This window comes from Coralliovum pocilloporae, from assembly GCF_030845175.1.
In the GTDB taxonomy this organism is placed as follows: Bacteria; Pseudomonadota; Alphaproteobacteria; order Rhizobiales; family Cohaesibacteraceae; genus Coralliovum; species Coralliovum pocilloporae.
In genome coordinates this window covers 2,174,059-2,198,520 of sequence record NZ_CP132542.1, presented here as the reverse complement: position 1 = coordinate 2,198,520, position 24,462 = coordinate 2,174,059, and the positions used below count along the sequence as shown (strand labels likewise).

Sequence of the window (24,462 nt, the reverse complement as noted above, 5' to 3'; positions counted from 1 at the left end):
GGCAGTTGCAGACAATTGATGGGCTTGCTCTTTTGCCTTCGACACGGCACTCTCCCCGGCAGATAAGGGAGATGCTGCGTCATGGCGGGTCTGGAATTTAATACAAACTTTGATCCGCACTATGGCCAGTTGGTCCAGGTTGCGCCGGGCATTCGCCGGATCACAGCAAACAATCCCGGCCCCTTCACCTTCAAGGGCACAAATACATTTGTCATTGGTGACGGATCTGTAGCAGTCATTGACCCGGGGCCCGATGACCCCGGCCATATTCAGGCTCTGCTTGATGGCCTGTCCGGCGAAACTGTCAGGCATATTCTGGTCACGCACACCCACCGGGACCATTCTCCGGGCGCGCGCCTTCTGGCCAGGCTTACCGGAGCGCCGGTTTACGCGGAAGGCCCGCATAGAGCATCACGACCGTTGAATACAGGCGAAGTCAACCCGCTGGATGCCAGTGCCGATGATGCTTTCCAGCCTGACATTGCTCTGCGTCATGGCGACTGGGTCGAGGGAGATTCCTACTGTCTTGAAGCGGTTTTCACACCAGGGCATTGCGCCAATCACATGGCTTTTGCCCTGCCTGATCGGGATATTCTGTTCTGCGGCGATCACGTCATGGCCTGGTCCACATCAATCGTCGCCCCGCCGGATGGTTCCATGGCAGATTATATGACGTCCCTTGATCTTCTGATTGAACGACAGGACGCCCTGATCATTCCGGCTCATGGAGCGGAGATTTCAACACCCGCACCGCACCTTGCGGGTCTGCGTGCTCATCGCCTGGAGCGCGAGGCTGCGGTTCTGGACGCGGTTCAGAAGGGTCATGCAGACATTCCCTCCATGGTCGAGCATATCTACAAAGGCCTGCCGGACCATCTCAAAGGCGCGGCAGGTCTCTCGGTTCTTGCCCATCTCGAGGACCTTGAAGGCCGCAAGCGGGTTATTGCTGACCCGGGTCCGGCTTCGGTCTCGGCACATTACTCGGTATATCCGGAGTAACAGGCACGTTCAGGCGCGTGCCGTTGGATGGTACATCCCGCCCGAAGACAAAACGGATGATGCTTTCCCGCGGGGCACCTTGCAAACGCAGTTCCACGTCATCAAGAAACACCTCGATCCGGCGGGCATTGGCACCAAGATCATGCTTACCCCAGCGGGACGATGACCGCATATCGACCTTGACCCCGGCCTCGTCCAGTTCTTCCAGACGGATCACCACATCGTCCTCAAAAGCGAAGACAAGACTGCGACTGACCGCTTCAAGGCTGATGGTCGGTGTCCCGATATCCGACTGGGAACGCTTGACCAGTTTCCAGTCCCGCTGGGCAACTTCAGCTTCCACTGCCCTGAGCACCGTATCCAGCTCGAACTGCCAGACTTTGCCCACAAGCCCCGGATACGCCTCCCTTTGCAGCAGCCGGTCTTCACCAGCCAGGCGTCTGATCGTGTTCATCCTGGGATCGCGAAGCTTCTGCGCCTCTGTAAAGTGTGGCGGCACCGCCAGATCTGTGGAGACATCATTCAGGGTCGGATAGACCAGTACTGCCAATGCACCAGCCAGCGGAAAAAGAGCAACGGAAAGCCCCATGAGAAAGCCCTCAATGGCCCGCCGCAACCCCTTCTGGCCACGCAACCAGATGGACCGGAAGGCAATCAGGGCAACGACCATTGCCAGCACAGCCGTAACAAAAGTTGCTCCCATCAAGACGAAGGACTGCACATCATCCAGAAGACGGAACCGCCGGCCAACGGCTGTCAGCACAAAGAGCGGCCAGCTCATAATCCCGAGCCACATGCTCCAGTAGGCCGAGCGGCTGAGCCCCGGATCATAGTGGGCCCGACGCGTAAAGGCCCCATGGCCGCTGAACAGGATCTGCTTCATTCCGCAGTCTCCGCACACATGGACTTGATCACCTGCCAGTCACTTTCCGTCAAGAGGGCTGTTGTCTCATCCACATTGACCTGTTTCTCGAATTCCCGCAATGCCGCCAGCCTGTCGTCACCCACGGGATGGGATGCCAGCAGGCGACCAATATCGGATGCTTTTTCCTTGCCCACAAGAGCTTCCAGAGCCTTGTAGGCTGATCCGGGGTCTGCACCTGCGGCTGCCAACTGTGTGACCGCGAATGCATCAGCAGCGCTTTCCCGCTCTCTCGAATAGGCCGCATTGGACAGCACTTCCGCTGCCGTCAGCAAAACCGTGCCTCCGGTGAAATCTCCCAGAACCGAGGACAATATAAACGACCGACCGCCCGCTTCAATCAGACGGCGCATCACATCCCTGTTGGCCACATGCCCGATCTCATGTGCAATGACCGCTGCAAAGGCCTCCCCGTCCGGCATTCTGTCGAGAAGCTTGTTCAGCACCACAATCTGCCCGCCTGGCAATGCAAAGGCATTGGTCTGTGAGTGCTGGACCATCTCGATAGAAATATCAAACGGGATATCCGCCTTAATCGACAGTCGCCGGACCAGATCGTCCAGCAAACGCTGCCCCTTCTCCTCCCGACAGACCTTGGTCTCGTCAATGGAAAACAATGAATAGATCTGAGGTTTTACACTCTGGCCAAGGCGTGCCTCGACAGAGGGCGGCACCAGAGGTGCCAGACGATCAGCCAGATAGGGGATACCCAATATGGTGAGCAGCACCAGAGACAGGGCTGCAGCCACAGACCAGAAGGCGATGAGACGAGCCGTTCGCTGCTCGCTTTTCCGGCGCTGCCCCAGATGAGACGCCTTGGACAGCAGCAGCGTCGAGAAGCGATGGCCGATCACCCGCAGACGGGCGTCATCCTCCCGACCGGTCTGGGTCAGGGTAACAGTATGGCCCTGCCGCTCGATCACCTCCAGGGTTTCGAGAGGCCAGCGCTCAATCAGTGCGCCGTCTTCAGCAAGGATCACAAGGCCATTATCAAAGTCAGCCCGCACAGACCGGCTGCGCGGGCTTTTGCCGTCATGAAAAACAGCATTGGTTTCGAGCATGAACAGCCTCGATGATCAGAGTGACAAATCGTCAGTCGGATGTATCAGAAGCCGACGCCCAAGTCAGTATCCAGTGCATCGGCCAGTCCCTGATTGAGCAGAGACGGGTCCTGACGGGCTGCGGCCTGAACCTCATCAAGACAATGCACATTGCGGACCGTCATCGTGTTGGCGATCGCCTCCCAGATTTTCTTCTGCAGAATAATAGTTCCCAGATAGTTGAGGATCGCAAACAGCCCCACATAGCCGAGGATCATGGGAATCAGAGCTAGCAGAGAACCGCCCTGCCCGGCGATGAACTGTAATCCACCCGCTCCGAGGAGTGCTATGGCAAAGCCACCAACCACACTCACTCCAATAGCGATCAGAAAGAACAGAAAATAGGCCCAGAAGAACGATCTTGCCTTGAGTGTACTCTCAAAGCTGACACCACCGGCGTTGGTGGCATTAATGAAAGCCCGAATCCGGCGCGGAATATAGATGAGGATACCAACAATTATGATGCCATAGGCAATCAGTGCCAGAATAGGGAGCCAGGCCAGACGGGTATTTACATCCTCAGAGATGCTTCCAGTCTCGGTAGCTTTCAGCGCCTCAGGAATGAGCAAACCGGCACAGACAATGGCCAGCAGGATACCGACCCAGGCGATGGCAAAGGGTTTCAGCAGAACCCGCCCATTGATTGAAGATGACAGCCTCAGATTACCGTAATAGCTGTTGTCGACCTTGTAGCGCTCCAGCGCCGCATCCTTCCAGGGATAGGCCAAACCGAGGGTTACAAGCACCAGGAACCACCAGAAGATAGCCTTGCCGGTGAAGGTCCAGGCGCTGCCTTCCTGCCGGAACCGGAGACCCTTCCAGATTGTCCGGTTGAGACGATAACGGCGGGCTCTGTAGATGGCGTAATGCGCAAACAGAAACAGCAGGACATAAGCCAGCCCGTTGGCACCAAGTGCGAGCGCAATATCATCTGTAAAGGTGGCCCCGATGAAGAACAGCACATAGACCGGCACTAGAATAGCCAAGGCAATCAGGAAACCGATCAGAAGTTCTACGGCTCGCCCCGTATATTCCAGAGGCGCTCCATCAATCTTGGTCGACCCCCAGAAGAATTGCCGGAGATGTGTGGTATACCAGAACCGGTAAATCCCAAGCGTCAGCACAAGCAAAGCACTACCCTTGAGCGCCAATGATGACAGACGGTTATGTTCATCCCAGAAAAACACGCGTGAATCACGCGCTTCACTCACCTGTTCCGCATCAGCTGTTGCTTCATTTTCCACGTTACCGCACCCCAAAGTTGAAATCCAAACGGGTGTAACGGAATGCCATTGCGTGAACAAGACGAAGTTTCAGATCTCCCCGTATTCGGGTATCAGTTAGAGGCTTTTCCTCGTTTCCCCTTACCCGAACATTGCTGACAGCTCCGGCAGTGACTGGACAATCAGGTTTGCGTCCGCCTCAAGAGGCGCGGAACCGAATGTCCCTGTCCCGATACCCACGGCCAGGGCACCCGCATTCCTGGCGGCATGGATATCGTGCATGGTATCACCGACCATGGCGATCTCTTCAGGTTTCAGTCCCAGATGCGCTGCAAAGGCCAGAACCATACCAGGCTGAGGCTTACCACCATGGCCGGAATCATATCCCATAATCAGCGTCATCCGATCGGCTATGTTCATCGCATCCGCATGAGCTTTTGCGTTGGCCTCACTGTCATTGGTGGCAATACCGAGCGGCAACCCGGCAGACCGCAACTGATCAAGCCCCTCTACAACACCGGGTAGAGCCTGGGCGTGATCCACTGAAAACCGGCCGTAAAGACCATCGACCATGCTGACGAACGCCGCATCGGCCTTAACATCCAGGATCCCAGCCCAGTCTCCGGCGTAGTCTTCCGTATAGCCACCCAGCAGAATGGAGTCAGACAGAAAGGAGCCTCCGTCCAGAACGAACCCGACAGCCTCAGCCAATGCCCCAGCCAGTTCGGCATTTCCCTCGGTCAGATGCATGATGACAGCTGCCGTAGCCGGGCCCCACGTCTGGTCGAAATCCAGCAGGGTGCCATCCTTGTCAAACAGAACAGCCTTGATATGCGAAATGTCCATTATGATTGTCCATGTGCGGAGAGCGAAAGAGTATCAGGTTGGAACAGGGCCAGCAGATCGGACAGGCTGTTCAGCACCTGATCAGCATGCCTTTGCAAGTCCTCAAATCCGTGAGCGCCGGTGGTCACAGCAATGGCGACGGCACCCGCTGCGCGCGCTGCTTCCATATCGTGGAGGCTGTCACCGACAACAGCAATATCATCACAGGTCAGTTGCGCATGCTCCGCAAAGGCCAGGATCTGCCCGGGGTCCGGCTTGGCTCCAAAGCCTGAATCATAACCGGCTATAAAGCTGAAATGCCTGTCGAGGCCAAGACTGCTCATCTGGTCCCGTGCACTCTGCTCGGTGCCGTTTGTAGCAATGCCCAGAGTCAGTTCAAGCCGTGCCAGTTGTTCGACGGTTGAGAGTGTGTCAGCAAAGGGCGTGACGTTCTCCGTCGCATAACGGGAGATGCAGGCTTCAAAGGCTGCCAGATACTTCTGATTATAAACCCGGCCTGTCACCCGCGCCCAATCGGGGCAATAGTCCTTTGGTGACTGAAACAGAATGGGTGAACGCTCAAGAAACCGCTTGGCGTTCAGATCAAACAGGGACAATTCGGCAATGGCAGCCATGTGATCAGGATTGCCGTCTGACATGTGTTCAATCGCCTTGAAACACACCGCCCCCCATGTGGCCTGGAGGTCCAGAAGCGTGCCGTCCCTGTCAAAAACGATAGCCTTGATTGACACGCCTGTTCCTCCTGCACGCCTCCGTCTGTCGATACCACGCACATTCTGAAAGTGCGACGACAAATTCAAACACACGGGCATGACCGCCACATTATCCCGGTCAAGATGCCAAGAAATGACCATGTTCGGGTCTCAGCACAGCCATTCTCTGCTGCAGAGTCTTGCTGTTCCTATGGGCAAAACATGGAGATTGACAATGGCACCTGCAGCAGACCAGAGCGATCTGATCGTCGATGTACATATGGCCATCCTGATTGCTGAAGAGCAGGATGAACCGTTCGAGCATCACTTGAAGACTGCCATCGGAGAATGTGGTGGGGTCTTTCTGTTCGCCCTGCCGCATCCACAGGAAAGCGGTCCGTCCGTTGCTGTCTTTCTAATGGAGGGCGATCCGGAACCGGAACTGCTTTATGCGGACTTCAGGCAACCGGACAATGTACAGCTGATGTCAGACGAGGATGCACCGGATGCGTGGCGGGCCTTTGCCCGGGCTCATCTTCAGATGATGGTTCAACTGGGGTTGGATGACCGGCTCACCATGCCGCTGCACAGCACCAGTCAGTAGGTCAGAAATTCAGGTGGTTTCATCCACAGCAAAAGGCTGCACATTGGAGAATACCCACTGGCCGACAGCATTCCGGCATCCGGTTCCGAGCCAGCGCTCAATGCCGCTTATCCGCTCGACCGTCATGTCAAAGCTGCGACAGGCTGTGCCGGTTGCCGGTGCCTGATCCTGGTTGACATGAACCACGCCGGAAATCGCAGCCTCTTCACTGGAAAATTCAAACGCACCGCCAGGCTGAACTGACAGAAGATGCTTCCCCATGGCCGTGCGGATAGCACTCCATTCAGCCTTCTCGATTCCAAGCGGACGCTCCAGATCCGGGCCCGAAGTGGGGAGGACCGGCGGACCGTCATAATGGCTGGTGGAGGTGTTGTTCGGCAAAGAGGAAAAAGAACATCCGGACAGCATCATCCCGCATGCGACCACAGCAAGAACAAAGAGGTGGCGCACTCGATGACAGACAGTGTATGCATGAACTTGAGCTGTTCCTGTCATGGTTAATCCGAGCTTTTCATGTCCGATAAAATTCAGAATGACTCAGCAACCTTAACAAGTGGTGACTTTACAGAATCGTCAGAACCTTTCCGGCTGTTTGCCGACTGGCTCAGCGACGCCTCTGACGCTGAACTGAACGACCCCACAGCCATGGCGCTTGCCACTGTGGACGAGGATGGTTTGCCCAATATCCGCATGGTGCTTTTGAAGGATGCAGATGAGACCGGCTTCGTCTTCTACACAAATTATGAAAGCGCGAAGGGGCAGGAACTTCTATCGAGCGGCAAGGCTGCCCTGTGTTTTCACTGGAAGTCACTGCGCAGACAGGTGCGGGTGCGGGGTCTCGTCAGCTCTGTCACCAATGAAGAGGCGGACACGTATTACGACACCCGTCCGCGCGGCAGCCGTATCGGCGCCTGGGCTTCCAAACAATCCCGCCCGCTTGAATCCCGCTTTGCCCTTGAGAAAGCAGTGGCAGAATATACCGCGCGCTATGCGGTGGGATCGATTCCCCGCCCCGAGCACTGGTCCGGCTTCCGCCTGACCCCGCTCGAAATCGAATTCTGGCATGACAGGAAATTCCGCCTGCACGACCGCGTGATGTTCAAACGGGCCTCTGCTTCAGAGAGCTGGTCCAAAACGCGCCTCTATCCCTAAGCGCATATCACCCTGCCCAGACGCTCATACTCCCAGGCATTTCAAGGCTGCAAGCTGATATGACCGATACTCTCACTGTTGCCGATGGCTTGTCATCAGGCGTCCTGACCGCTGGTTTCTCGGGTTTTGTCCTGGGTGCCAGCCTGATCATCGCTATCGGCGCGCAGAACGCCTATGTGTTGAAACTCGGGATTTTGCGGCTTCATGTTCTGCCCATTGTCCTGATCTGCGCCACATCTGATGCAGCGCTCATCACACTGGGTGTTGCTGGCTTCGGAACCTTTATCAAGGGATCACAGTCCCTCCTCACTGCCATCACTATCGGCGGCAGCCTGTTTCTTTTTGTCTATGGGCTGATGGCATTCCGGCAGGCACTAAAACCCTCTGCCCTGAAAGCAGATGACAAAGCAAATGTCTCATTGACCAAGGCGGTGACCACCGTACTGGCTTTCACCTTCCTCAATCCACATGTCTATCTGGATACGGTCGTTCTGCTTGGAGGCCTGTCAGCACGATACTCGGACCAAGGCCAGTTTGCCTATGGTCTTGGTGCCGTCATCGCATCATTCGTGTGGTTTTTCGCGCTTGGGTACGGCGCCAGATTCCTTGCGCCAATTTTTGCCAAGCCCGTCGCCTGGCGCGTACTCGACACCCTGATTGGCCTTGTCATGTGGGCCATTGCGGCAAAGCTCGTCACAGAGTTTGCCTTGCCGTAAAACAATATAAAGAACACCCTGTGACAGGCGAACTCACATGCCTGCCCCATTCAACTTCAGGAAAACGTCTGATGCTTAACGCACCGCAGACTTTTTCCCGCACTGCGCAGCGGCAGCAGCAACAGCGGCAATACCGATCTGTTTATACTGAGAATCCAACGCACTCTGGTTCAGCGTTGAGCTCTTTTTTGCCGTGTCTGCCATGATCTTACTCCAAGTCACTGACATCTAAAAAACTTAGTTAGTGAAACAATAACTGGATTGAACCATTTAAAAAGTTAATTTTCATTAGGCATAAGGTCGAAGAGATCGTTTCAGGCGACTATTTTCCGGATGCGATTTGAGACTCGGCTCTTCTCTTTCAGAGCCTGACATTCATCAATGTCGCCTATTGGCAAGACGCGTCGAAAAGAGACGATACCGACATTCCATAGCTGCAGAATCTTTGCGTTAGGGACAAGAAAACGAATTATATGTGCATACCAAATTGAATCATCCCGCTCTGCGGCATGAGTTTTTTTCACCTCCCATAGCTTTGGCTCTCCATTGGGCCCGAAGATAAGCCTTCCGACATTGATGAAACTGCCTATAACCAAATTACGGTTTATGTTAATCTCCGAGAGACTCAGCAGCGGTATCATCTGACGCGTATTTGCCGACAGATGTTCAGATGTATCGGACAGGCATAGATAGAATGACCCCTTTGAGCCGTGAAGACCTTGTTCTTGCTCTCCTCAGAGCGTTTAGCGATGGCTCTCTCAACACCGAAGGCAGAATCCGGCACCTGCTGGAACTCGGTCGATCTTATTTCAATGTAGAATATGCAATTGTCAGCCGGATCAGGCAGGAGAGATATTTTGTCAGATATGTCTCGTCGTCTGACCCGGCAGCTCAGAATCTTGATGAGCTGCCAACGCGAGACACAGTCTGCCAGTTTGTCCTCCAGAGCGGCTCAGTCGAGGCTTTCACTCATCTGTCAGAAAGCCAGGTCGGCCCTACTCTGACCCCCTCACCGTTTGAGTTTGAGTCCTATATCGGTGCGCCAATCTATGCTGACCAGCAACTGGTCGGCACCATATGCTTTGAGGGTCTGGAGCCAAAGACCGAGCAGTTCGACCCGCGCGACGCCGATCTGGTGACCATGCTGGCTGACTGGATCGGCGAGCAAATCAAGTGCGATCGCATGCATGAAGATCTGGATGCCATTTTGTCTGCGTCGCCGATTTACGTGATGCACAAGGATCATGACAACCGCATCCTGCAGGTGAACCCTTCATTCGCCAGCATTTGCGCAAAACCAGCCGACACCCTTGTCGGACAGTTTCTCCCGGATGTTCTTCCGGCCTCTTCAGTCGACGTTCTGTCAGCCAGCGACGACTGGATGTGGCAGACCGGCCATTCCATTCAGGGGGAAACGATGGAGCTTGTGACCGCTGAAGGAAACATGATCTGCCTGCACGGCAGCCGATTGCCCTATTTCGATCCGGTCAGCCGTGATCCACGAATGATGCTGGTTGCCGTAGATATCAGCGAGCAGATTCGCCGCGAAGAAGAGCTGAGGACGTTGAACGAGGTCCTCACGCGGCAGAAACGAGCCATAACTGACCTTTATCACCGCACCCCGGCCATGCTGCATTCCATAAACTCCAAAGGCAAGGTTCTAGATGTCAGTGAGCACTGGCTGAGCAAGCTTGGATATAAACGGGAAGATGTGGTCGGACGCAGCGTTCTTGACTTCATGACACCTGCGTCGCGCCAATATGCAAAGACGATATCACTGCCTGGCTTCTGGAAGCGCGGATACTCGAACGACATCCAGTATCAGTTCCAGACATCCTGGGGTGATGTGGTGGAAATCGAGCTCTCCGCCGTTGCCGACCGCCAGTTTGATGATGAAGAATCACGTTCGCTCGCCGTGCTGGTCGATGTAACAGAGCGCAATGCAGCTATCCGGGCATTGGAAGATGCCAATGAGGACCTGAAGCAGTTCAGCTCCATCGCCTCCCATGACATTCAGGAACCCCTGCGCAAGATCCGCAGCTTTGCCGAAGTTCTGTCAGATGCCGTATCCGATCAGAACGAGGACGAAATTCACTATGCACTGAATGTCATGAGCTCCTCGGCGGAACGCGCCAGCCAGCTTGTGACCGACCTTCTGGCCTTCTCCCGGGTTTCTCATCGAGACCTGAACATTACCTTTCAACCCTTGCATCAGATCATCCAGACTGCGCTGGACAATCTTTCAATGCAGATTGAAGAGGCAAGTGCACAGATCACACTGGATATTGCGGGCCTTGAGGTTTCAGCTGATGGATCACTGGCACCGCAGATCTTTCAGAACCTCCTGTCGAATGCCATCAAGTATCGCTCCCATGACCGACCCGTCGAGATTTCAATCAGCGCAGAACCATCGCCAGCCGGTCTGAGAATTACGATCCGCGACAATGGTGAAGGCTTTGACCCCAAACATGCGGCGCAGATCTTTGAGCCGTTCAAACGCCTGACAACGGCATCTGACAGAGCCGGCACCGGCATAGGCCTGGCGATCGTGAGCAAGATTGCCTATCGGCACGGCTGGGTTATTGAGGCAAGCAGCAAACCTGGTGAAGGCTCCTGTTTCACCATTACAATGCCAGAAAACACTGGCAACCTCCCCGGCACCACCTAGGGTTCAGAAGCACAGAACTTATTCTTGCGCGAGCTTTTATCTGAAAAGTCTGTCAACTTTTCAGAAGCACGCTGTAGGAAATTGATCGCCTTGACGGACCCGGGTGACACCCGCCACATTGGTCTGACGATTCTGTTTCCTGAGAACTCTCCTGATGAGCATGCGATGACCTGCCCTCATACACTTTTCTTTGTTCGCCATGGCGAAACCAACTGGAATCGCGAGGGACGATATCAGGGACAAAAGGATATTCCGCTAAACGAACTGGGGCGGCAGCAGGCCCGCCGCAACGGTTTCGCCCTCAAAGATTATTTCGAGGAACACGGAATTCATCCAAAAGGACTCGATTTTGTTGCATCCCCTCTGGGGCGGACACGCGAGACCATGGAAATCATCCGCCAGATCCTGGACCTCCCTGTTGCTGACTACAGAACTGATGATCGTTTGGTGGAAATTTCGTTTGGAGACTGGGAAGGCATGACCAGCCCGGAGATCAAGGCGATTACTCCCAAGCTTCACAAGGCGCGCAATCAGGACAAATGGGCCTTTATTCAGCCCAATGGCGAGAGTTACAAGATTCTGACTGAGCGGGTGACACCATGGGTGGAGAGTATCGGCGAGGATACCGTTGTGGTCGCCCATGGGGGCGTCAACCGGTCCCTGCGCAAGCTGCTCGAGAACATTCCCGATGATGAAGTCCCTTACCAGCCCGTACCCCAGGATCAGTTTTATCTCTGGAAAAACGGGCAGGCCTGTTGGCTTTAATTGAGATTAAAATCAGCATAGCGGTACAGATACCGAAAACACTGGATAACTCATCACATTCACACAACTCATTATTCAATTACCTCCATTCTGGGTAGATAATTCCAATATTAGAGATATATTTCGGCACATAGTTTCGTGTCTTAATAAATCGGGGTTGTGATGCGCTTTCTGACGTTCATCTTTTTGTTCATGGGGCTTTTGCCCGCCTCTGTCTCTTTCGCAGATACTCATACACAGACTGTACGAGCCAACAAGAAGACTGCCGTTTACAATATGGCGATCTACAACAGACGGCACTGCACCTATGCACAGATGCCAGAGGTGGTGATTGTACGAGATCCCAAACATGGCAAGGTCACAACTGGCAAAAGCTCACAGAAGCTTAGCAAGAATACTGGCTTCTGCGCAGGCAAACGGGTTAAGGCGATTAATGTCTTTTATAAACCCAATCGCGGCTATCGGGGTGACGATACCTTCAAAGTCCGGTTCCGCTGGTCATCTTATGATGGCAGTCCTACCTACGACACGTCTGACACCAATTTTGAAATTACAGTCAAATAAATCAGTCAACTTCTCATCGAGAAAACGGGTCAATGGCCATCTGGCCGTTTGACCCGGACGTGATCACGCACTAGAAAGCTTGCCAGTCACCATTGCCACTCGGGAACAGCCCGTCGGGACCAAGCTTTCATGTCGCACAACAGTTTTGGACATCTTTTCCGGTTTACCACCTGGGGCGAGAGCCATGGCCCTGGTCTTGGGGTTGTCATTGATGGCTGCCCTCCCGGCATTTCGATTACAGAGGCAGAAATCCAGACCTGGCTCGACAAGCGCAAGCCGGGTCAGTCTCGGTTCACCACTCAGCGTCAGGAACCGGACGCTGTCCGAATTCTGTCCGGTGTATTTGAAGATGACCGAACGGGTGGCCCTGTCACCACAGGCACACCGATTTCCCTGATGATCGAGAATACGGACCAGCGGTCCAAGGATTATTCTGAAATCCGTGACCGTTACCGCCCTGGCCACGCCGATTTTACCTATGACGCAAAATATGGCGTCCGGGATTATCGTGGCGGCGGGCGTTCCTCAGCGCGCGAGACAGCAGCCCGGGTTGCCGCAGGCGCACTGGCCCGCAAGGTTGTGCCGGGACTGAACGTGCGTGGCGCACTTGTTCAGGTTGGCCCGCACAAGATCAACCGCGACAACTGGGACTGGGCGGAAATAGACAATAACCCGTTCTTCTGTCCGGACGCAGATGCAGCAAAACTCTGGGCTGACTATCTGGACGATATCCGCAAATCCGGCTCATCCGTCGGTGCTGTCGTCGAAGTGGTGGCTGAAGGCGTTCCCGCGGCCCTGGGTGCACCCGTCTATGGCAAACTTGATTCAGACATTGCCTGCGCCATGATGACCATCAATGCGGTCAAGGGCGTGGAAATAGGCAATGGCTTTGACGCCGCATCTCTGACCGGTGAAGAGAATGCAGATGAAATGCGGATGGGACCGGATGGCAAGCCGGTGTTTCTCAGCAATCATGCGGGCGGCGTTCTGGGTGGCATCTCCACTGGCGAACCGGTTGTGACACGCTTTGCGGTCAAGCCCACATCATCCATTCTCACCCCACGACAGTCCGTCACTGCCAAGGGCGAAGAGGTGGATGTCCGCACCAAAGGTCGACACGATCCGTGCGTCGGAATCCGGGCTGTTCCTGTCGGCGAGGCTATGCTGGCCCTGGTGATAGCAGATCATTATTTGAGACATCGTGGTCAGGTCGGCGCCTGATCCCAACAGACTTCTCGGGGGAGTACCCTTATGAGCATGGATATGACACGGGTTGCCGAGGCAATCCGGGCATTTGAAAACGGCGAAATGGTGGTTGTCACGGATGATGACGATCGCGAAAATGAAGGCGATCTGATCGTCGCGGCATCTCTGGTGACCCCGGAGCAGATGGCTTTTATCGTCCGTCACACGAGCGGCATCGTTTGTGCGCCGATGACCCGGGGAGAAGCGCGCAGGCTGAACCTGATACCGATGGTTGCCGACAATGATGCCCCGCACGGCACCGCCTTTACGGTCACCGTCGACTACAAACACGGCACCACCACGGGCATTTCGGCCGAAGAGCGCTGCACGACCGTGCGGAATCTGGCCAATCCGAATTCCGGTGCCAACGATTTTGTCCGGCCGGGCCATATCTTTCCGCTGGTGGCCCGCGAAGGTGGCGTGCTGATGCGCTCTGGCCATACAGAAGCGGCCGTCGATCTCTGCAAGCTGGCCAACCTGCCTCCCGTCGGAGTGATTTGTGAACTGGTCAATGATGACGGCACGGTCAAGCGCGGCCCGGATGTAACGTCCTTTGCCGCTGAATTCGGCCTGAAGATGGTCTCTGTTGCCGAGCTGATTGCCTATCGCCAGCGCAAGGACCGGCTGGTGGAACGGGTCGAGGAATTTGCAATCGACACCCGCTCCGGCAGAGCCAAGGCCATTGCCTATTCAACCCCGTTTGATCCCATGCAGCATCTCGCCGTTGTCTATGGCGATATCCGCTCCGGACAGAACATCCCTGTACGCCTGCATCTGGAATCCGTGGTTGCTGATGTGTTTGAGACGGGCAACCCGCTCGACACAATCATGGACCGGATGTCCAAAGAAGAATGCGGCGTCATCGTTTATCTTCGTGAAGGGTCATCAGGCGTTGCGCAGTCGTCTGCTCGCCCGCGCGCTGATCTGCCGGTTGGTGATGAGAAGGAAGAGCATGAAAGTGCCATGCAACGCGAGGAGCAATGGCGCGAGATTGGCCTCGGGGCCCAGATCCTGGCGGACCTCGGCATCAGCTCGATCAAGCTTCTCTCCTCCCGCGAGCGCCATTACGTGGGGCTTGACGGGTTCGGCATCGAGATTGTCGAGACTGAAATTCTCGATTGATTTAATCCACACGGATTATAAGCATCAAACGGCTGCACTCACGGTGTGGCCGTTTTCTTTGAAACAGGTTACGCCGCTACGGCAACCCTGTCGGCCAGTGTCTTTACAATTTTTGTGATGTCTGCCGGTTTTCCATAGAGGAACCCTTGGGCTGAATCACAGCCAAGCTCTTGCAAAATCTCCTGCTGGGCATCCGTTTCGATACCTTCTGCAGTGACCGTAAAGCCAAGGTCATGGCTCATCTTGACCACACCGGAGATAATAGCGCGCGACCGTATATCTCCCTCAACCTCCCGGACAAAGGAACGGTCAATCTTGACGCAGTCAATCGGGAATGTCCGAAGGTGTGTCAAAGACGCAAACCCGGTACCGAAATCATCAAAAGCAATGAGCACGCCATATCGGGAGAGCTGCTCAAGTGTTCTGGCTATCTTTTCGGAATTCTTTGACAGCAGTGTCCGTTCTGTCACCTCGACCTCAAGATTGGCCGCTGTCAGACCGCAGGACATCGCATACTGAACCAGTGTCTTGGCAAAAGTCCTGTCCTCAAGCATCTGCGTGGTGACATTGATCCCAAGGCGTCCCACATCAATTCCGTCCGCTTTCAGCTGACCCGCTGTCCTGAACGCCTTTTTCAGCACCATTTCAGTGATCGATGTTGCTATCCCATCGTCACACAGAGCTTCCCAGAAAGCAGCCGGTGTGAGAAGGCCTTTTGCCTCATGCTGCCATCGTGCCAGGATTTCAAAACCGATTATCTTACCATTTTCCAACCCGATATAGGGCTGGAAGGCCGGAACAAACTCATCCTTCTCAAGGCCGACCTGAACAGCGTTAAACAGATCGTCCTTCTGCTTCAACCTGTCACTGATCGCCTGTGTATATTTCACCACCCGCGCGCGGCCATCACGTTTTGCCTCATAGAGTGCGGCATCAGCCTGCTTCATCAGGTCGGAAATGGTCTGGTTTCTGGCTGTCAGCTTGGCCACGCCGATTGACGCGGTCACAGATGGAATACCGTTTTCCCGACCTACATCCGCCATCGCTTCCAGCAGCCTTTGCGAGGTCCTCACTGTTTTGCACTGCCCTTTCGGCGTACAGAACAGCGCTGCAAACTCATCTCCGCCCAATCTCGCAAAGCAAATGTTGCTGCTGTCAAATTCAGCCTTCGCCAGCCTGGAGAACGACATCAGAACCGCATCCCCCACTTCGTGGCCATGTGTATCATTGATCGCTTTGAAATAATCAATGTCGATCAGCGCAATCGAGATCGAGTAGTCCCTGTAAGACTTTTCCCCGATCAGTTTTTCAAAACCGAGCAACAGTGCACGCCTGTTTGAAAGGCCTGTCAACGGGTCCAGCAAGGACAGGGTCTCGGCCTCATCGCGCGACTTTTCCAGTTTCTTTTGTGCCTCAAGCAAGGCCCGGGTTTTCTCCGCGATCCGGGTCGACAGGATGCTGCGCGCACTGAGCTGCTGGTAGACCAGCAAGGATGACAGCAGAGACAGAAGACTGCCTGCGACGAAAACCAGCAACGTCTGATAATCCAGGCTCTGGTTCACACCGGCAAAGCCAGCCTTATATCGTACGACAATGCGCCAGACACGGCCTGCAACATCAATATCGATGTAATTGTCACTGGACGCTGATACCTTGATCAGTCGGCTGGCATTATCGAGATCCTGCTTTTCCTGACCGAGATGGCTACTTGACAGCAAAGTCAGCATGCTCAGCTCAGGCCGGTTGACTACATTCTGCGAGCCGTAATCGTAAACATCCACATCCAGACCGATATTGTCGAACTTACCAAGAACCGAACTGAACAGGCTTTTCGTTGAATAGACTGCCATCACGTAACCGATGACGCTGTTTTCCCGCCCTTCAAGAGTTTCTGGTGTTCTGGCAGTGGCATAAACCGGCGAAAACAGGATGACGCCCGGCTCCTGGGTCTTCAACTCAATACGTTGGCTGATCTGCATTTGCCCGCGTGCCAGTGCCTGAAGCGCAACCTCCCGGCGCAGCTCGTTGGACAGAATATTATACCCGAGAACCTTTCTGGCGATATGATCCGGACGGGCCATTGTTGTAAATGCAACAGGGTCTCCCGGCTTGACTTCGGGAAAGACCCGGACAGGCTGATAACCAAGTGCACCACGTCCGGGTTCACCATTAACCTTGCGCAAATCCTCGGCCAGTGAGGCATAGTCGGATACGGCCGCATAGGACCAGGCGATGACACTCGGGAAGGTTTCCCTCAGTTCCTTACTTTCAACAAACCGGTGAAAAGCCTCGGTCTTGTTCGGGATATCATGAACATGATTAAGTGAGATCAGGCTGCTGATGCTGGATACAGGTTCATAGAGCGAAGATGACAGCTCTTCGACAATATCACCAACGGCTTTGATGTCCGCCCGTTGCTTCAGGTCCAGATTATCCTGCCTGCTCTGGAACAGAGAAAACGAGACAATCACAGTAACGGCAAAAAACAGGCAGAAAACGCCCAACGCTACTTCTCGATTTCTTATATTCTCAGATCGGTCAATCATTTACTGCCCCCAAGAAGTAAAATCATACCAGCACAATGCTAAGAACCACGTAACGAACATGCTTTAGAGGCGCTTAATACGTATTTCACCCAATCATGTGCGATGCGTACTAATTTACCGTTAAATCAACATTTTTCAATAATATTTCTGTCTTTCTGGAAATATCATTGAAACTCGACCTGACCTCCGCTATTTAGAAATCATGGATATCGAAGGCGCAGCACGCAGTCTGGAAAAACTGGGCCATCCGGTCAGGCTGAAGATCATCAAACTTCTGGTTCAGGCGGGACCTGAGGGATTACCCGTCGGGGCCTTGCAGAAGGTTCTGGATATACCGGCCTCGACCCTCTCCCACCATATCAGCCACCTGATGCAGGGAGATCTGCTGACTCAGCAGCGAGAGGGGCGAACCCTGTTTTGCCGCCCCAATTACGACCGGATCAATGCTCTCGTGACGACCCTGACAGAAAACTGCTGCAAGGGCGGTGTCCTGCCTGACCTAACGGCAGGTGATCTGGAGAGCTCAACAGTATAGGACCAGGACCTATCCCATCGGAATGGATCGAAATTGCTTTATCAAATAATTCTATTATTCTGGAAACTAGGAATAAAAACATGACGATGCACACATCAGATTATCCGGGCAACAGGCGCTCATCACTTCTGGTCCTGGGCCGCACGCTGATGAAGGACCGCGTTCTCCTGGCGCTTGGTTTTGGCTTTGTGGCTCTTCTTGTGCTGGATAGCCCTCAAGCAGCAACAAGCCTCATTTTTACTGGCCAGGCTTTGCTGGAGATTGCACCGTTTCTCCTGCTTGCTGTGGGGTTTGCAGCCTATGCTCAGGCCAGTGGGTTCGACAAGATTGTTGCCCGTGCATTTTCGAGCAGCCCGGCCATTGCCATTCTGACAGCGTCGATTTTCGGGGCTCTGTCTCCCTTCTGCTCCTGTGGTGTCATTCCCCTGATTGCCGGCCTGCTTGGGGCCGGGGTCCCGCTTGGTCCGGTTATGGCGTTCTGGATAGCATCACCGATTATGGACCCGGAGATGTTCCTGCTGACACTTGGCGGCATCAGCAGTGAATTCGCCATCGCGAAGACCTTCGCAGCTGTTTTGATGGGCCTCTCAGCAGGCTTCCTCACCCACCTGCTGGATCAGCGTGGTCTGTTCAGCAATCCTCTGATCGGTGCAGCAGCATCCTGCTGCAGCACATCCTGCAGCACCAGCAAGGCAGAAGAACCCCGCATTATCTGGTCTATCTGGCAGGCCCCGGACCGGCTCAGAGCCTTTGGCCTGTCGCTCAGGGAAACCGGCTGGTTTCTGCTGCGCTGGCTGACACTGGCCTTTTTCCTCGAAAGCCTGATGGTGGCCTATGTCCCGTCAGATCTGGTGCTGTCGGTGGTTGGTCCCGAGAACCCGTTTGCCATCATTCTGGCAGCCCTTATCGGCATGCCGTCCTATCTGAACGGCTATGCTGCTATTCCTCTGGTCTCCGGCCTGATGGATCTCGGCATGGCAGATGGTCCCGCTCTTGCGTTCATGACAGCCGGAGCCGTGTCATCCATCCCGGCAGCTATTGCGGTCTATTCGCTGGTGAGACTGCCAATCTTCTTCACCTATCTTGCCTGCGGCCTGGCCGGAGCCATTGTCACAGGCTATGCCTATCAGGCCTTTGTTCTGTTCTGATTTGAGATGAACGGCACCATGCCACGCGTGATGGCAATCCCGATGAGAATCAGAACAAGTGCCAGCCAGGCATTGGCTGATGGGCGCTCTGCCAGAAACAGAGCGCCCCAGAACACGCCGAAGAGCGGAATCAGAAAGTTGATCTGGGCAAAGAATGACGCACCCTGCCAACTGATCAGGGTCATCATCATTAGCGTCGCCAGCGCTGTCTGGAAGATACCAAGCACGACAATTGCCCAAAGTGACGTCCAGCTTGGCTGCAGGGTCCAGGGCTGATCGCTGATAGCGGAAACAGGCAACAGCAGAATAAAGCCGGCCAGCAGGACAGATGCTACCATGGCCCGGCGCGGCAGGTGCACCAGTTTCTTGGTAATGATGGCGTTGAGCCCATAGCAGGATGCAGCAAAAGCCACCGCAAGCTGACTGATGGTTTCACCACCAAGCAACAGGAGTTTTGATGGCCCGATCAGGACCACAAGCCCGGCCAGACCGAATAGCACGCCCATCAACTTGGCCGGTGTCATCTTTTCATCGTCGGTCAGCGCATGGGCCAGCAGGATGGTGGTCAGCGGCATCAGGGCCATAAGGATTGCAGCAAGCCCGCTGTCGATCTGCTGCTGCCCCCAGGCAATCAGCGTAAATGGCAGGGCATTGCCGAAGAAACCAGCGGCAAAGATCCAGATCCAGATCCGGCCGCGTGGCAGGCTCTGCCCGATCACCCGGACGATCACCAGCAAGGTTAGAGCACCCAGACCGACGCGCAGGATTGTCGTTGTTGCTGGCGGGATAGTCTCAATCGCCAGCTCAGTGAACATGAAGCTCGCGCCCCAGATTGCAGCAAGCAAGACAAGAAAGGCATATTCCCTGAGACCGGGGCGGGACTCTGACATGATGAACTCGAAGCTGGAGAATCAGATTGCACTTTGCAAGTGAGCCACACTAGCAGAGATAAAGACAATTGCTGCCAGAATCTGATCGCGGCCGCTGTTCTCCACGTATCAGGATTATTGAGACACCTGCAGCCCTGCGGACAGGCTCATTGAACCGATAAATCTCAGCTCCGGGGTCGAGACCCGTAAGCTCCTTTGCTAGGGTGTGGTCCCATGTGGTCTCATATTATCTTTGGGGGGAGATATCAGCTTGACCGATCTGTTCTACCAGACACTTGAGCCATTTGACGACTTTTCGGATTTTTCCGATCTCGGGTCTTATACACCAGTGCCGGATGACTGGCATGTGGTTCTGACCGATGTGGTGAACTCCACAATTGCCATTGAGGCGGGTCGGTACAAGGATGTGAACATGGTCGGGGCGGCTTCTATTACGGCTGTTCTCAACCAGATCGGGGATCTTGCCGTTCCATTCGTCTTCGGTGGAGATGGCGGCACTCTGGTGGTTCCACCCGGTGTCCGCCACAAGGCTGCTGACGCCGTCTGTGCACTGATGGCAACGTCTGAGCAGACATTCGGGCTTGCCCTGCGTGGTGCTGTTGTGCCGGTCTCGGAAATCCGGAAACACGGCGGAGACATTCTGATCCGCAAGTTCCGGCTCAGTCCCGGCAATCATCTGGCACTGTTTGCGGGCGGCGGACTGGATATGGCAGACAGGTTGATGAAGGATCCGTCCCCGGATAATCCGTTTGCCCTCAAGCCAAGCCCTGACCAGGAGCCCGATCTGGCCGGGCTCTCCTGTCGATGGGAACCGCTGGAGCCGAAAGGCGGCGTGATGCTGACACTCATGGTTCAGCCGCTCGACAGGGCTGATAATGGGCGGGCAGCCCTCGCAGAGATTCTTGAGGCAATCCGCAAGCACCTGGGCGGCCAGATCGCATCCGCAGCGCCTGCCAATGACCGGTCGCTCCGTTTCCGCTGGCCGCCGCGCGGATTGATGCTTGAAGCCCGCTCTCTCGCAGGCCGGGCGTCTGCATTAATGCGCCTGCCCGGTCTGGTGTTTGAGTCCTTCGCACAATTGCTGTGTGAGACATTCAAGATCACACTTGGGCCCTATAATGGCGCAAGTTATCGCGGTGAGCTGCAAACAAATACGGATTTCAGGAAGTTCGACGACACCCTGCGGATGGTCCTCGATGTAACCCCGTCACAGGCCGATGCGATCGAGACCATGCTGGAAGAAAACTACCAGCGTGGCCTTGCCATTTACGGCCTGCATCGGGCCGGCAGAGCACTGATGACCTGCCTTGTCTTCGATCTGCGCCGCAGCCAGCATGTGCATTTCATTGACGGCGCAGACGGCGGCTTTGCCAAGGCATCCATCGGCTTCAAGCAAAGGCGGCAGAATAGCCTTTAAAGCACCAGGCCTTTAACTTGAATTGCTAGTAGCACTTTAAGGATTTGTTTTTGCGCGAGCTTTTATCTGAAAAGTCTATCAACTTTTCAGAAGCACGCTTTAGGCTGAATCGACATTCATCTCATCCATAGTATTGCAGCTGCGATTTGGACGAAACTGAGGAAGTATATGGCCCTTCGGTCGAAGCGTGTTGCGATACGTCGGAAGTGCTTGAGCTTGTTGAAGCATCGCTCCACCGTATTACGGACTTTATAAGCTTCGAAGTCGTAGGGGATGCGATGTTTTCGTGTCGGGTTAGACGGGATCACCGGCTCAGCCCGCATTGCGCGGATCAAAGCACGGATCGCATTGGAATCATAGGCTTTGTCCGCCAGCACACGCTTCGGTGTCAGGCCGTCCAGAAGATCAGGTGCAATCGGTGCATCTCCACGCTGGCCTGGCGTCAGGATGATACGCAGAGGACGGCCAAGAGCATCCGTCGCGAGGTGGATCTTTGTCGTCAGACCACCTCGGGAATGCCCCAAAGCCTGGTCCCCCCTTTTGAGCCCTTGCCTGTCGCCGCCTGTTGATGCGCGCGCACAAGGCTGCTGTCGAGCGAGACGTAGCTGTTATCAGGGTCCTTGATCAGATGCTCGAACACCCGTTCCCACACGCCCGCCTCGGCCCAGCGAGTGAAGCGTTTATGCACTGTCTTCCATTTGCCGTAGCGTTCAGGAAGATCATGCCAGTGCGCCCCGGATCGTAGAACCCACAAAACACCGTTTACGAACAGCTGGTTATCTCTGCCGCTACGTCCTGGATCTCCAGGCTTGCCCGGCAAAACCCCTTCAATCTTACGCCATTGCGAAACCGTCAATTCATAGCGCTTGGGCATCAAAGCATCTCCAGTTCATCGAATCTGGAAACCTATGAATCACATCTGTACCCAACTTGGGAAGACTGAATGTCGATTGAACCTAGAGGCCACTGGTCTATCCCAGCATCCGCCGTTTCTTCTTCTGTTCCTTACTCAACACGGCAACCGTTTCCAGATGCGGTGACCAGAGGAACTGGTCAACCGGAACCACCCGGTTCAGCACATAGCCGCCATCAAGCAACGTCTTCAGATCCCGAGCAAGCGTCGCGGGATTGCAGGACACCATCACCACCACAGGCACATCTGATTGTGCCAGATAGCGCACCTGTTCCTTTGCACCGGCCCGTGGCGGGTCGAGGACAATGGCATCGAACTTGTTAAGCTCCCTGACCTGAAGCGGACGGCGGGTGAGGTCTCTCTGCTCGACTGCAAGCGGTTTCAGCCGATCGCCAAACCTGGCCGCGCGGGTCAGTGCCTTAACCGCGCCTCCATGGCCTTCAAAGGCACTGGTCTTGGCCTTGCGGGCAATCCTGAGTGCAAAGGTTCCGATGCCGCTGTAAAGGTCTGCAACATTCCTGGATTTACCCAGACCATCCAGCACCAGTTTCGCCAGAACCTGTTCAGCCTCTTCGGTGGCTTGCGTAAACCCGCCCGGCGGGGGCGATACAGGTGTATCAGCCATGGTCAGCAGCGGGGCTGTTACTTCCACCACTATCTCGCCATTGATCGACAGACGCGCCCAGCCCAGCCGCTTGACTTCCAGATCAATCTCAGCCCGCAGACCACGCGACAGATCCTTGACTATCCCGTCAATATCCACGTCAAGGCCGCTCTCGGTCTCGAGTACCTGAAGCTTGACCGGGCCTTTTGGCAACGGCAACCGGCTCAGCAGTGTCTTCAGGCCCGGAATGGCCGCTTCCAGTGCCGGTGTCAGGACCGGGCAATGCTCGATTTCCACCAAGGTACTGGATTTGAAACCATTATAGCCAAACCCGACGCGGGATGAGAGACCACGGGCCGTGAAAGCCGCCCGGCGTCGTTGACGCGGTGCAGCCCTGACAAGAGATTCCGGCTGATGGGTGATCCCACGCGCCTTCAGGGCATCGGTCAACAGACCTGTCTTGAAGGCCGTGTAAAGGTCATCCGGCAAATGCTGGAGAAGACAACCGCCGCATTCCGTAAAACGAGGGCATGCCGGTTCCTGCCGCTGGGGATGGGCCTGCTCGACGGCATCCAGATGGCCGCGATCGCCATCCAGTCTGACACGAACCTCTTCTCCGGGAAGCGCGAAAGGGACATAGATGTCCTGCCCATCCCGGCTCGCAATACCGTCACCGCGATGGCCGAGGCGGTCCACGCGAACCGTGACGCCTGATTTCTCCGTCATGAATGCTGTTTCCTGGCTGCCAGAAGATATTCCTGATTGCCGTCCCCGCCGACAATCGGGCTATCCGTAATCCCGATAAGCTGCCAGCCATACTCCTTTGTCAGCCATTCTGCAATCTGATCCGGCATGGACCGGGCCAACTCAGAATCCCTGACGAGACCGTTCTTGCCGATATTAGCCCGCCCCACCTCAAACTGAGGCTTGACCAGAAAGACACCGAGCGCATCAGGCTCGGCCAGATCCAGTGCGGGAGGCAAAGCAAGCTTCAGGGAGATAAAGCTCACATCAGAGACGACAACCCCGACCGACCCCGATATCTGGTCAGAGGTCAGTGCACGGGCATTAACACCCTCGAGACTGGTGACCCGGGGGTCCGCGGCCACCGTGTCTGCCATCTGACCATGACCAACATCGATTGCCGTCACACGGGCAGCGCCTCTTTCCAGAAGGACCTGAGTAAATCCACCCGTAGACGCGCCAATATCAAGCGCGTGCCTGCCAGTGACATCAAGCGAGAAGTGGTCCAGTGCGGCCAGCAGTTTGAGAGCAGCGCGAGACACATAACCCTCTGCAGGATCATCGAGAACAAGCGTACAATCAGACGCCACCAGCTGACCGGCCTTTCGGGCAACCTGCCCGTCGGTCTTCACCGCACCGCGTTTGATCGCATCCCGCGCTCGGGCCCTGCTCGGCATCAGGCCACGATCTAGAAGAAGCTGGTCCAGGCGGATTCTCTGTCTGGTCGTTTCAGTCATGCCCCGATCTATCGATCGAGCGCATCTTTGACAAGGAAAAGCATTCTTGCGAACCGGATGGGGCTGATCCCGTCATGGGAGCGTGTCGGTTTGCCCGGCCTGGCCCGGTCTTGTTCTGCCGCGTCCAATGGTGGCGGCGCGGGAACATCAGACGCCCCACTGGTCGGCGCAACCTGCGGCCCGGCTACCGGTGCCGCGTCATGATCTAATGGTTTAACAGGGGCGAGTGGCGATAGCCGCAGGTCCCAGCTGTCCTCCGCCGAAGCGGAACTCAATACGCCGGACAGCACAAGCCCACAGGCAAGCGCCA

Annotated in this window: 24 protein-coding genes and 1 pseudogene; 13 read left to right on the top strand and 12 right to left on the bottom strand. The window is 55.3% G+C overall.

What is annotated here, in order from left to right; genetic code table 11:
• The first annotated feature begins 81 nt into the window (after positions 1–81).
• Positions 82–999, top strand: coding sequence for an MBL fold metallo-hydrolase (locus RA157_RS10225; protein WP_350333021.1), 918 nt, complete (start codon positions 82–84; stop codon positions 997–999).
• On the opposite strand, the gene RA157_RS10220 is transcribed toward RA157_RS10225, so the two are convergent.
• From RA157_RS10220 to RA157_RS10200, 5 genes are all read right to left on the bottom strand, one after another.
• The gene (locus tag RA157_RS10220) at positions 941–1,882 is read right to left on the bottom strand and encodes a DUF1499 domain-containing protein (protein WP_350333020.1); all 942 of its coding nucleotides are present in this window, start codon (positions 1,880–1,882) and stop codon (positions 941–943) included. The genes RA157_RS10225 and RA157_RS10220 overlap by 59 nt on opposite strands.
• Entirely contained in the window at positions 1,879–2,982 is a 1,104-nt protein-coding gene (locus RA157_RS10215) for a M48 family metallopeptidase (protein WP_350333019.1), read from the bottom strand. Before RA157_RS10215 ends, RA157_RS10220 begins: the two co-directional genes overlap by 4 nt.
• A gap of 44 nt (positions 2,983–3,026) precedes the next feature.
• On the bottom strand, positions 3,027–4,265 hold the full coding sequence (locus RA157_RS10210; protein ID WP_350333018.1) for a DUF898 family protein: 1,239 nt from the start codon (positions 4,263–4,265) through the stop codon (positions 3,027–3,029).
• Between the two features lie 120 nt (positions 4,266–4,385).
• Positions 4,386–5,090 (bottom strand): HAD family hydrolase, encoded by a 705-nt coding sequence (locus RA157_RS10205; protein WP_350333017.1) that lies wholly within the window; start codon positions 5,088–5,090, stop codon positions 4,386–4,388.
• Complete coding sequence (locus RA157_RS10200; protein WP_350333016.1) at positions 5,090–5,821, bottom strand: HAD family hydrolase; 732 nt, start codon at positions 5,819–5,821, stop codon at positions 5,090–5,092. Before RA157_RS10200 ends, RA157_RS10205 begins: the two co-directional genes overlap by 1 nt.
• A 196-nt stretch (positions 5,822–6,017) precedes the next feature.
• Between RA157_RS10200 and RA157_RS10195 the strand changes: the two genes are divergently transcribed.
• Complete coding sequence (locus RA157_RS10195) at positions 6,018–6,386, top strand: hypothetical protein (protein WP_350333015.1); 369 nt, start codon at positions 6,018–6,020, stop codon at positions 6,384–6,386.
• 9 nt (positions 6,387–6,395) lie between these two features.
• On the opposite strand, the gene RA157_RS10190 is transcribed toward RA157_RS10195, so the two are convergent.
• Positions 6,396–6,881: a hypothetical protein gene (locus tag RA157_RS10190; RefSeq protein WP_350333014.1), complete on the bottom strand. Its 486-nt coding sequence runs from the start codon at positions 6,879–6,881 to the stop codon at positions 6,396–6,398.
• A gap of 18 nt (positions 6,882–6,899) precedes the next feature.
• On the opposite strand from RA157_RS10190, the gene pdxH reads away from it, so the two are divergent.
• Positions 6,900–7,538: a pyridoxamine 5'-phosphate oxidase gene (pdxH, locus tag RA157_RS10185; protein WP_350333013.1), complete on the top strand. Its 639-nt coding sequence runs from the start codon at positions 6,900–6,902 to the stop codon at positions 7,536–7,538.
• A gap of 59 nt (positions 7,539–7,597) precedes the next feature.
• Complete coding sequence (locus RA157_RS10180; protein ID WP_350333012.1) at positions 7,598–8,254, top strand: LysE/ArgO family amino acid transporter; 657 nt, start codon at positions 7,598–7,600, stop codon at positions 8,252–8,254.
• Between the two features lie 75 nt (positions 8,255–8,329).
• On the opposite strand, the gene RA157_RS10175 is transcribed toward RA157_RS10180, so the two are convergent.
• Positions 8,330–8,458, bottom strand: a complete 129-nt coding sequence (locus tag RA157_RS10175) for a hypothetical protein (RefSeq protein WP_350333011.1) — start codon at positions 8,456–8,458, stop codon at positions 8,330–8,332.
• Positions 8,459–8,948: 490 nt separating this feature from the next.
• Here RA157_RS10175 and RA157_RS10170 point away from each other — a divergent pair, with 490 nt between their 5' ends.
• From RA157_RS10170 to ribB, 5 genes are all read left to right on the top strand, one after another.
• A complete protein-coding gene (locus tag RA157_RS10170) occupies positions 8,949–10,922 on the top strand; it encodes a GAF domain-containing sensor histidine kinase (protein ID WP_350333010.1) in 1,974 nt (657 codons plus the stop codon).
• Between the two features lie 165 nt (positions 10,923–11,087).
• On the top strand, positions 11,088–11,687 hold the full coding sequence (locus tag RA157_RS10165; protein WP_434058499.1) for a histidine phosphatase family protein: 600 nt from the start codon (positions 11,088–11,090) through the stop codon (positions 11,685–11,687).
• A 162-nt stretch (positions 11,688–11,849) separates the two neighbouring features.
• Positions 11,850–12,251 carry a hypothetical protein gene (locus RA157_RS10160; protein WP_350333008.1) on the top strand — a complete coding sequence of 134 codons (402 nt, stop codon included), beginning with the start codon at positions 11,850–11,852 and terminating at the stop codon, positions 12,249–12,251.
• A 129-nt stretch (positions 12,252–12,380) separates the two neighbouring features.
• Positions 12,381–13,472 carry a chorismate synthase gene (gene aroC / locus RA157_RS10155; protein WP_350333007.1) on the top strand — a complete coding sequence of 364 codons (1,092 nt, stop codon included), beginning with the start codon at positions 12,381–12,383 and terminating at the stop codon, positions 13,470–13,472.
• A gap of 30 nt (positions 13,473–13,502) precedes the next feature.
• Positions 13,503–14,618 carry a 3,4-dihydroxy-2-butanone-4-phosphate synthase gene (gene ribB / locus RA157_RS10150; protein ID WP_350333006.1) on the top strand — a complete coding sequence of 372 codons (1,116 nt, stop codon included), beginning with the start codon at positions 13,503–13,505 and terminating at the stop codon, positions 14,616–14,618.
• A 68-nt stretch (positions 14,619–14,686) separates the two neighbouring features.
• Here the strand turns inward: ribB and RA157_RS10145 are convergent, their stop codons facing one another.
• The gene (locus RA157_RS10145) at positions 14,687–17,164 is read right to left on the bottom strand and encodes a bifunctional diguanylate cyclase/phosphodiesterase (RefSeq protein ID WP_350333005.1); all 2,478 of its coding nucleotides are present in this window, start codon (positions 17,162–17,164) and stop codon (positions 14,687–14,689) included.
• Positions 17,165–17,366: 202 nt separating this feature from the next.
• On the opposite strand from RA157_RS10145, the gene RA157_RS10140 reads away from it, so the two are divergent.
• Positions 17,367–17,699, top strand: a complete 333-nt coding sequence (locus RA157_RS10140) for an ArsR/SmtB family transcription factor (protein WP_350333004.1) — start codon at positions 17,367–17,369, stop codon at positions 17,697–17,699.
• 80 nt (positions 17,700–17,779) lie between these two features.
• A complete protein-coding gene (locus RA157_RS10135; protein WP_350333003.1) occupies positions 17,780–18,847 on the top strand; it encodes a permease in 1,068 nt (355 codons plus the stop codon).
• On the opposite strand, the gene RA157_RS10130 is transcribed toward RA157_RS10135, so the two are convergent.
• Positions 18,826–19,737: a DMT family transporter gene (locus RA157_RS10130; protein ID WP_350333002.1), complete on the bottom strand. Its 912-nt coding sequence runs from the start codon at positions 19,735–19,737 to the stop codon at positions 18,826–18,828. The two genes, RA157_RS10135 and RA157_RS10130, sit on opposite strands and share 22 nt — an antisense overlap.
• A gap of 250 nt (positions 19,738–19,987) precedes the next feature.
• Here RA157_RS10130 and RA157_RS10125 point away from each other — a divergent pair, with 250 nt between their 5' ends.
• Positions 19,988–21,154 carry a DUF3095 domain-containing protein gene (locus RA157_RS10125; protein WP_350333001.1) on the top strand — a complete coding sequence of 389 codons (1,167 nt, stop codon included), beginning with the start codon at positions 19,988–19,990 and terminating at the stop codon, positions 21,152–21,154.
• Positions 21,155–21,270: 116 nt separating this feature from the next.
• On the opposite strand, the pseudogene RA157_RS10120 reads toward RA157_RS10125, so the two are convergent.
• The 3 genes and pseudogenes from RA157_RS10120 to RA157_RS10110 form a co-directional block, all read right to left on the bottom strand.
• Positions 21,271–22,028: pseudogene (locus RA157_RS10120) on the bottom strand (IS5 family transposase).
• 97 nt (positions 22,029–22,125) lie between these two features.
• Positions 22,126–23,397: a class I SAM-dependent RNA methyltransferase gene (locus RA157_RS10115; RefSeq protein WP_350333000.1), complete on the bottom strand. Its 1,272-nt coding sequence runs from the start codon at positions 23,395–23,397 to the stop codon at positions 22,126–22,128.
• Positions 23,394–24,152 (bottom strand): TlyA family RNA methyltransferase, encoded by a 759-nt coding sequence (locus tag RA157_RS10110; RefSeq protein ID WP_350332999.1) that lies wholly within the window; start codon positions 24,150–24,152, stop codon positions 23,394–23,396. Before RA157_RS10110 ends, RA157_RS10115 begins: the two co-directional genes overlap by 4 nt.
• A gap of 27 nt (positions 24,153–24,179) precedes the next feature.
• Between RA157_RS10110 and RA157_RS10105 the strand changes: the two genes are divergently transcribed.
• On the top strand, positions 24,180–24,356 hold the full coding sequence (locus RA157_RS10105) for a hypothetical protein (protein WP_350332998.1): 177 nt from the start codon (positions 24,180–24,182) through the stop codon (positions 24,354–24,356).
• The last annotated feature ends 106 nt before the right edge of the window (positions 24,357–24,462 follow it).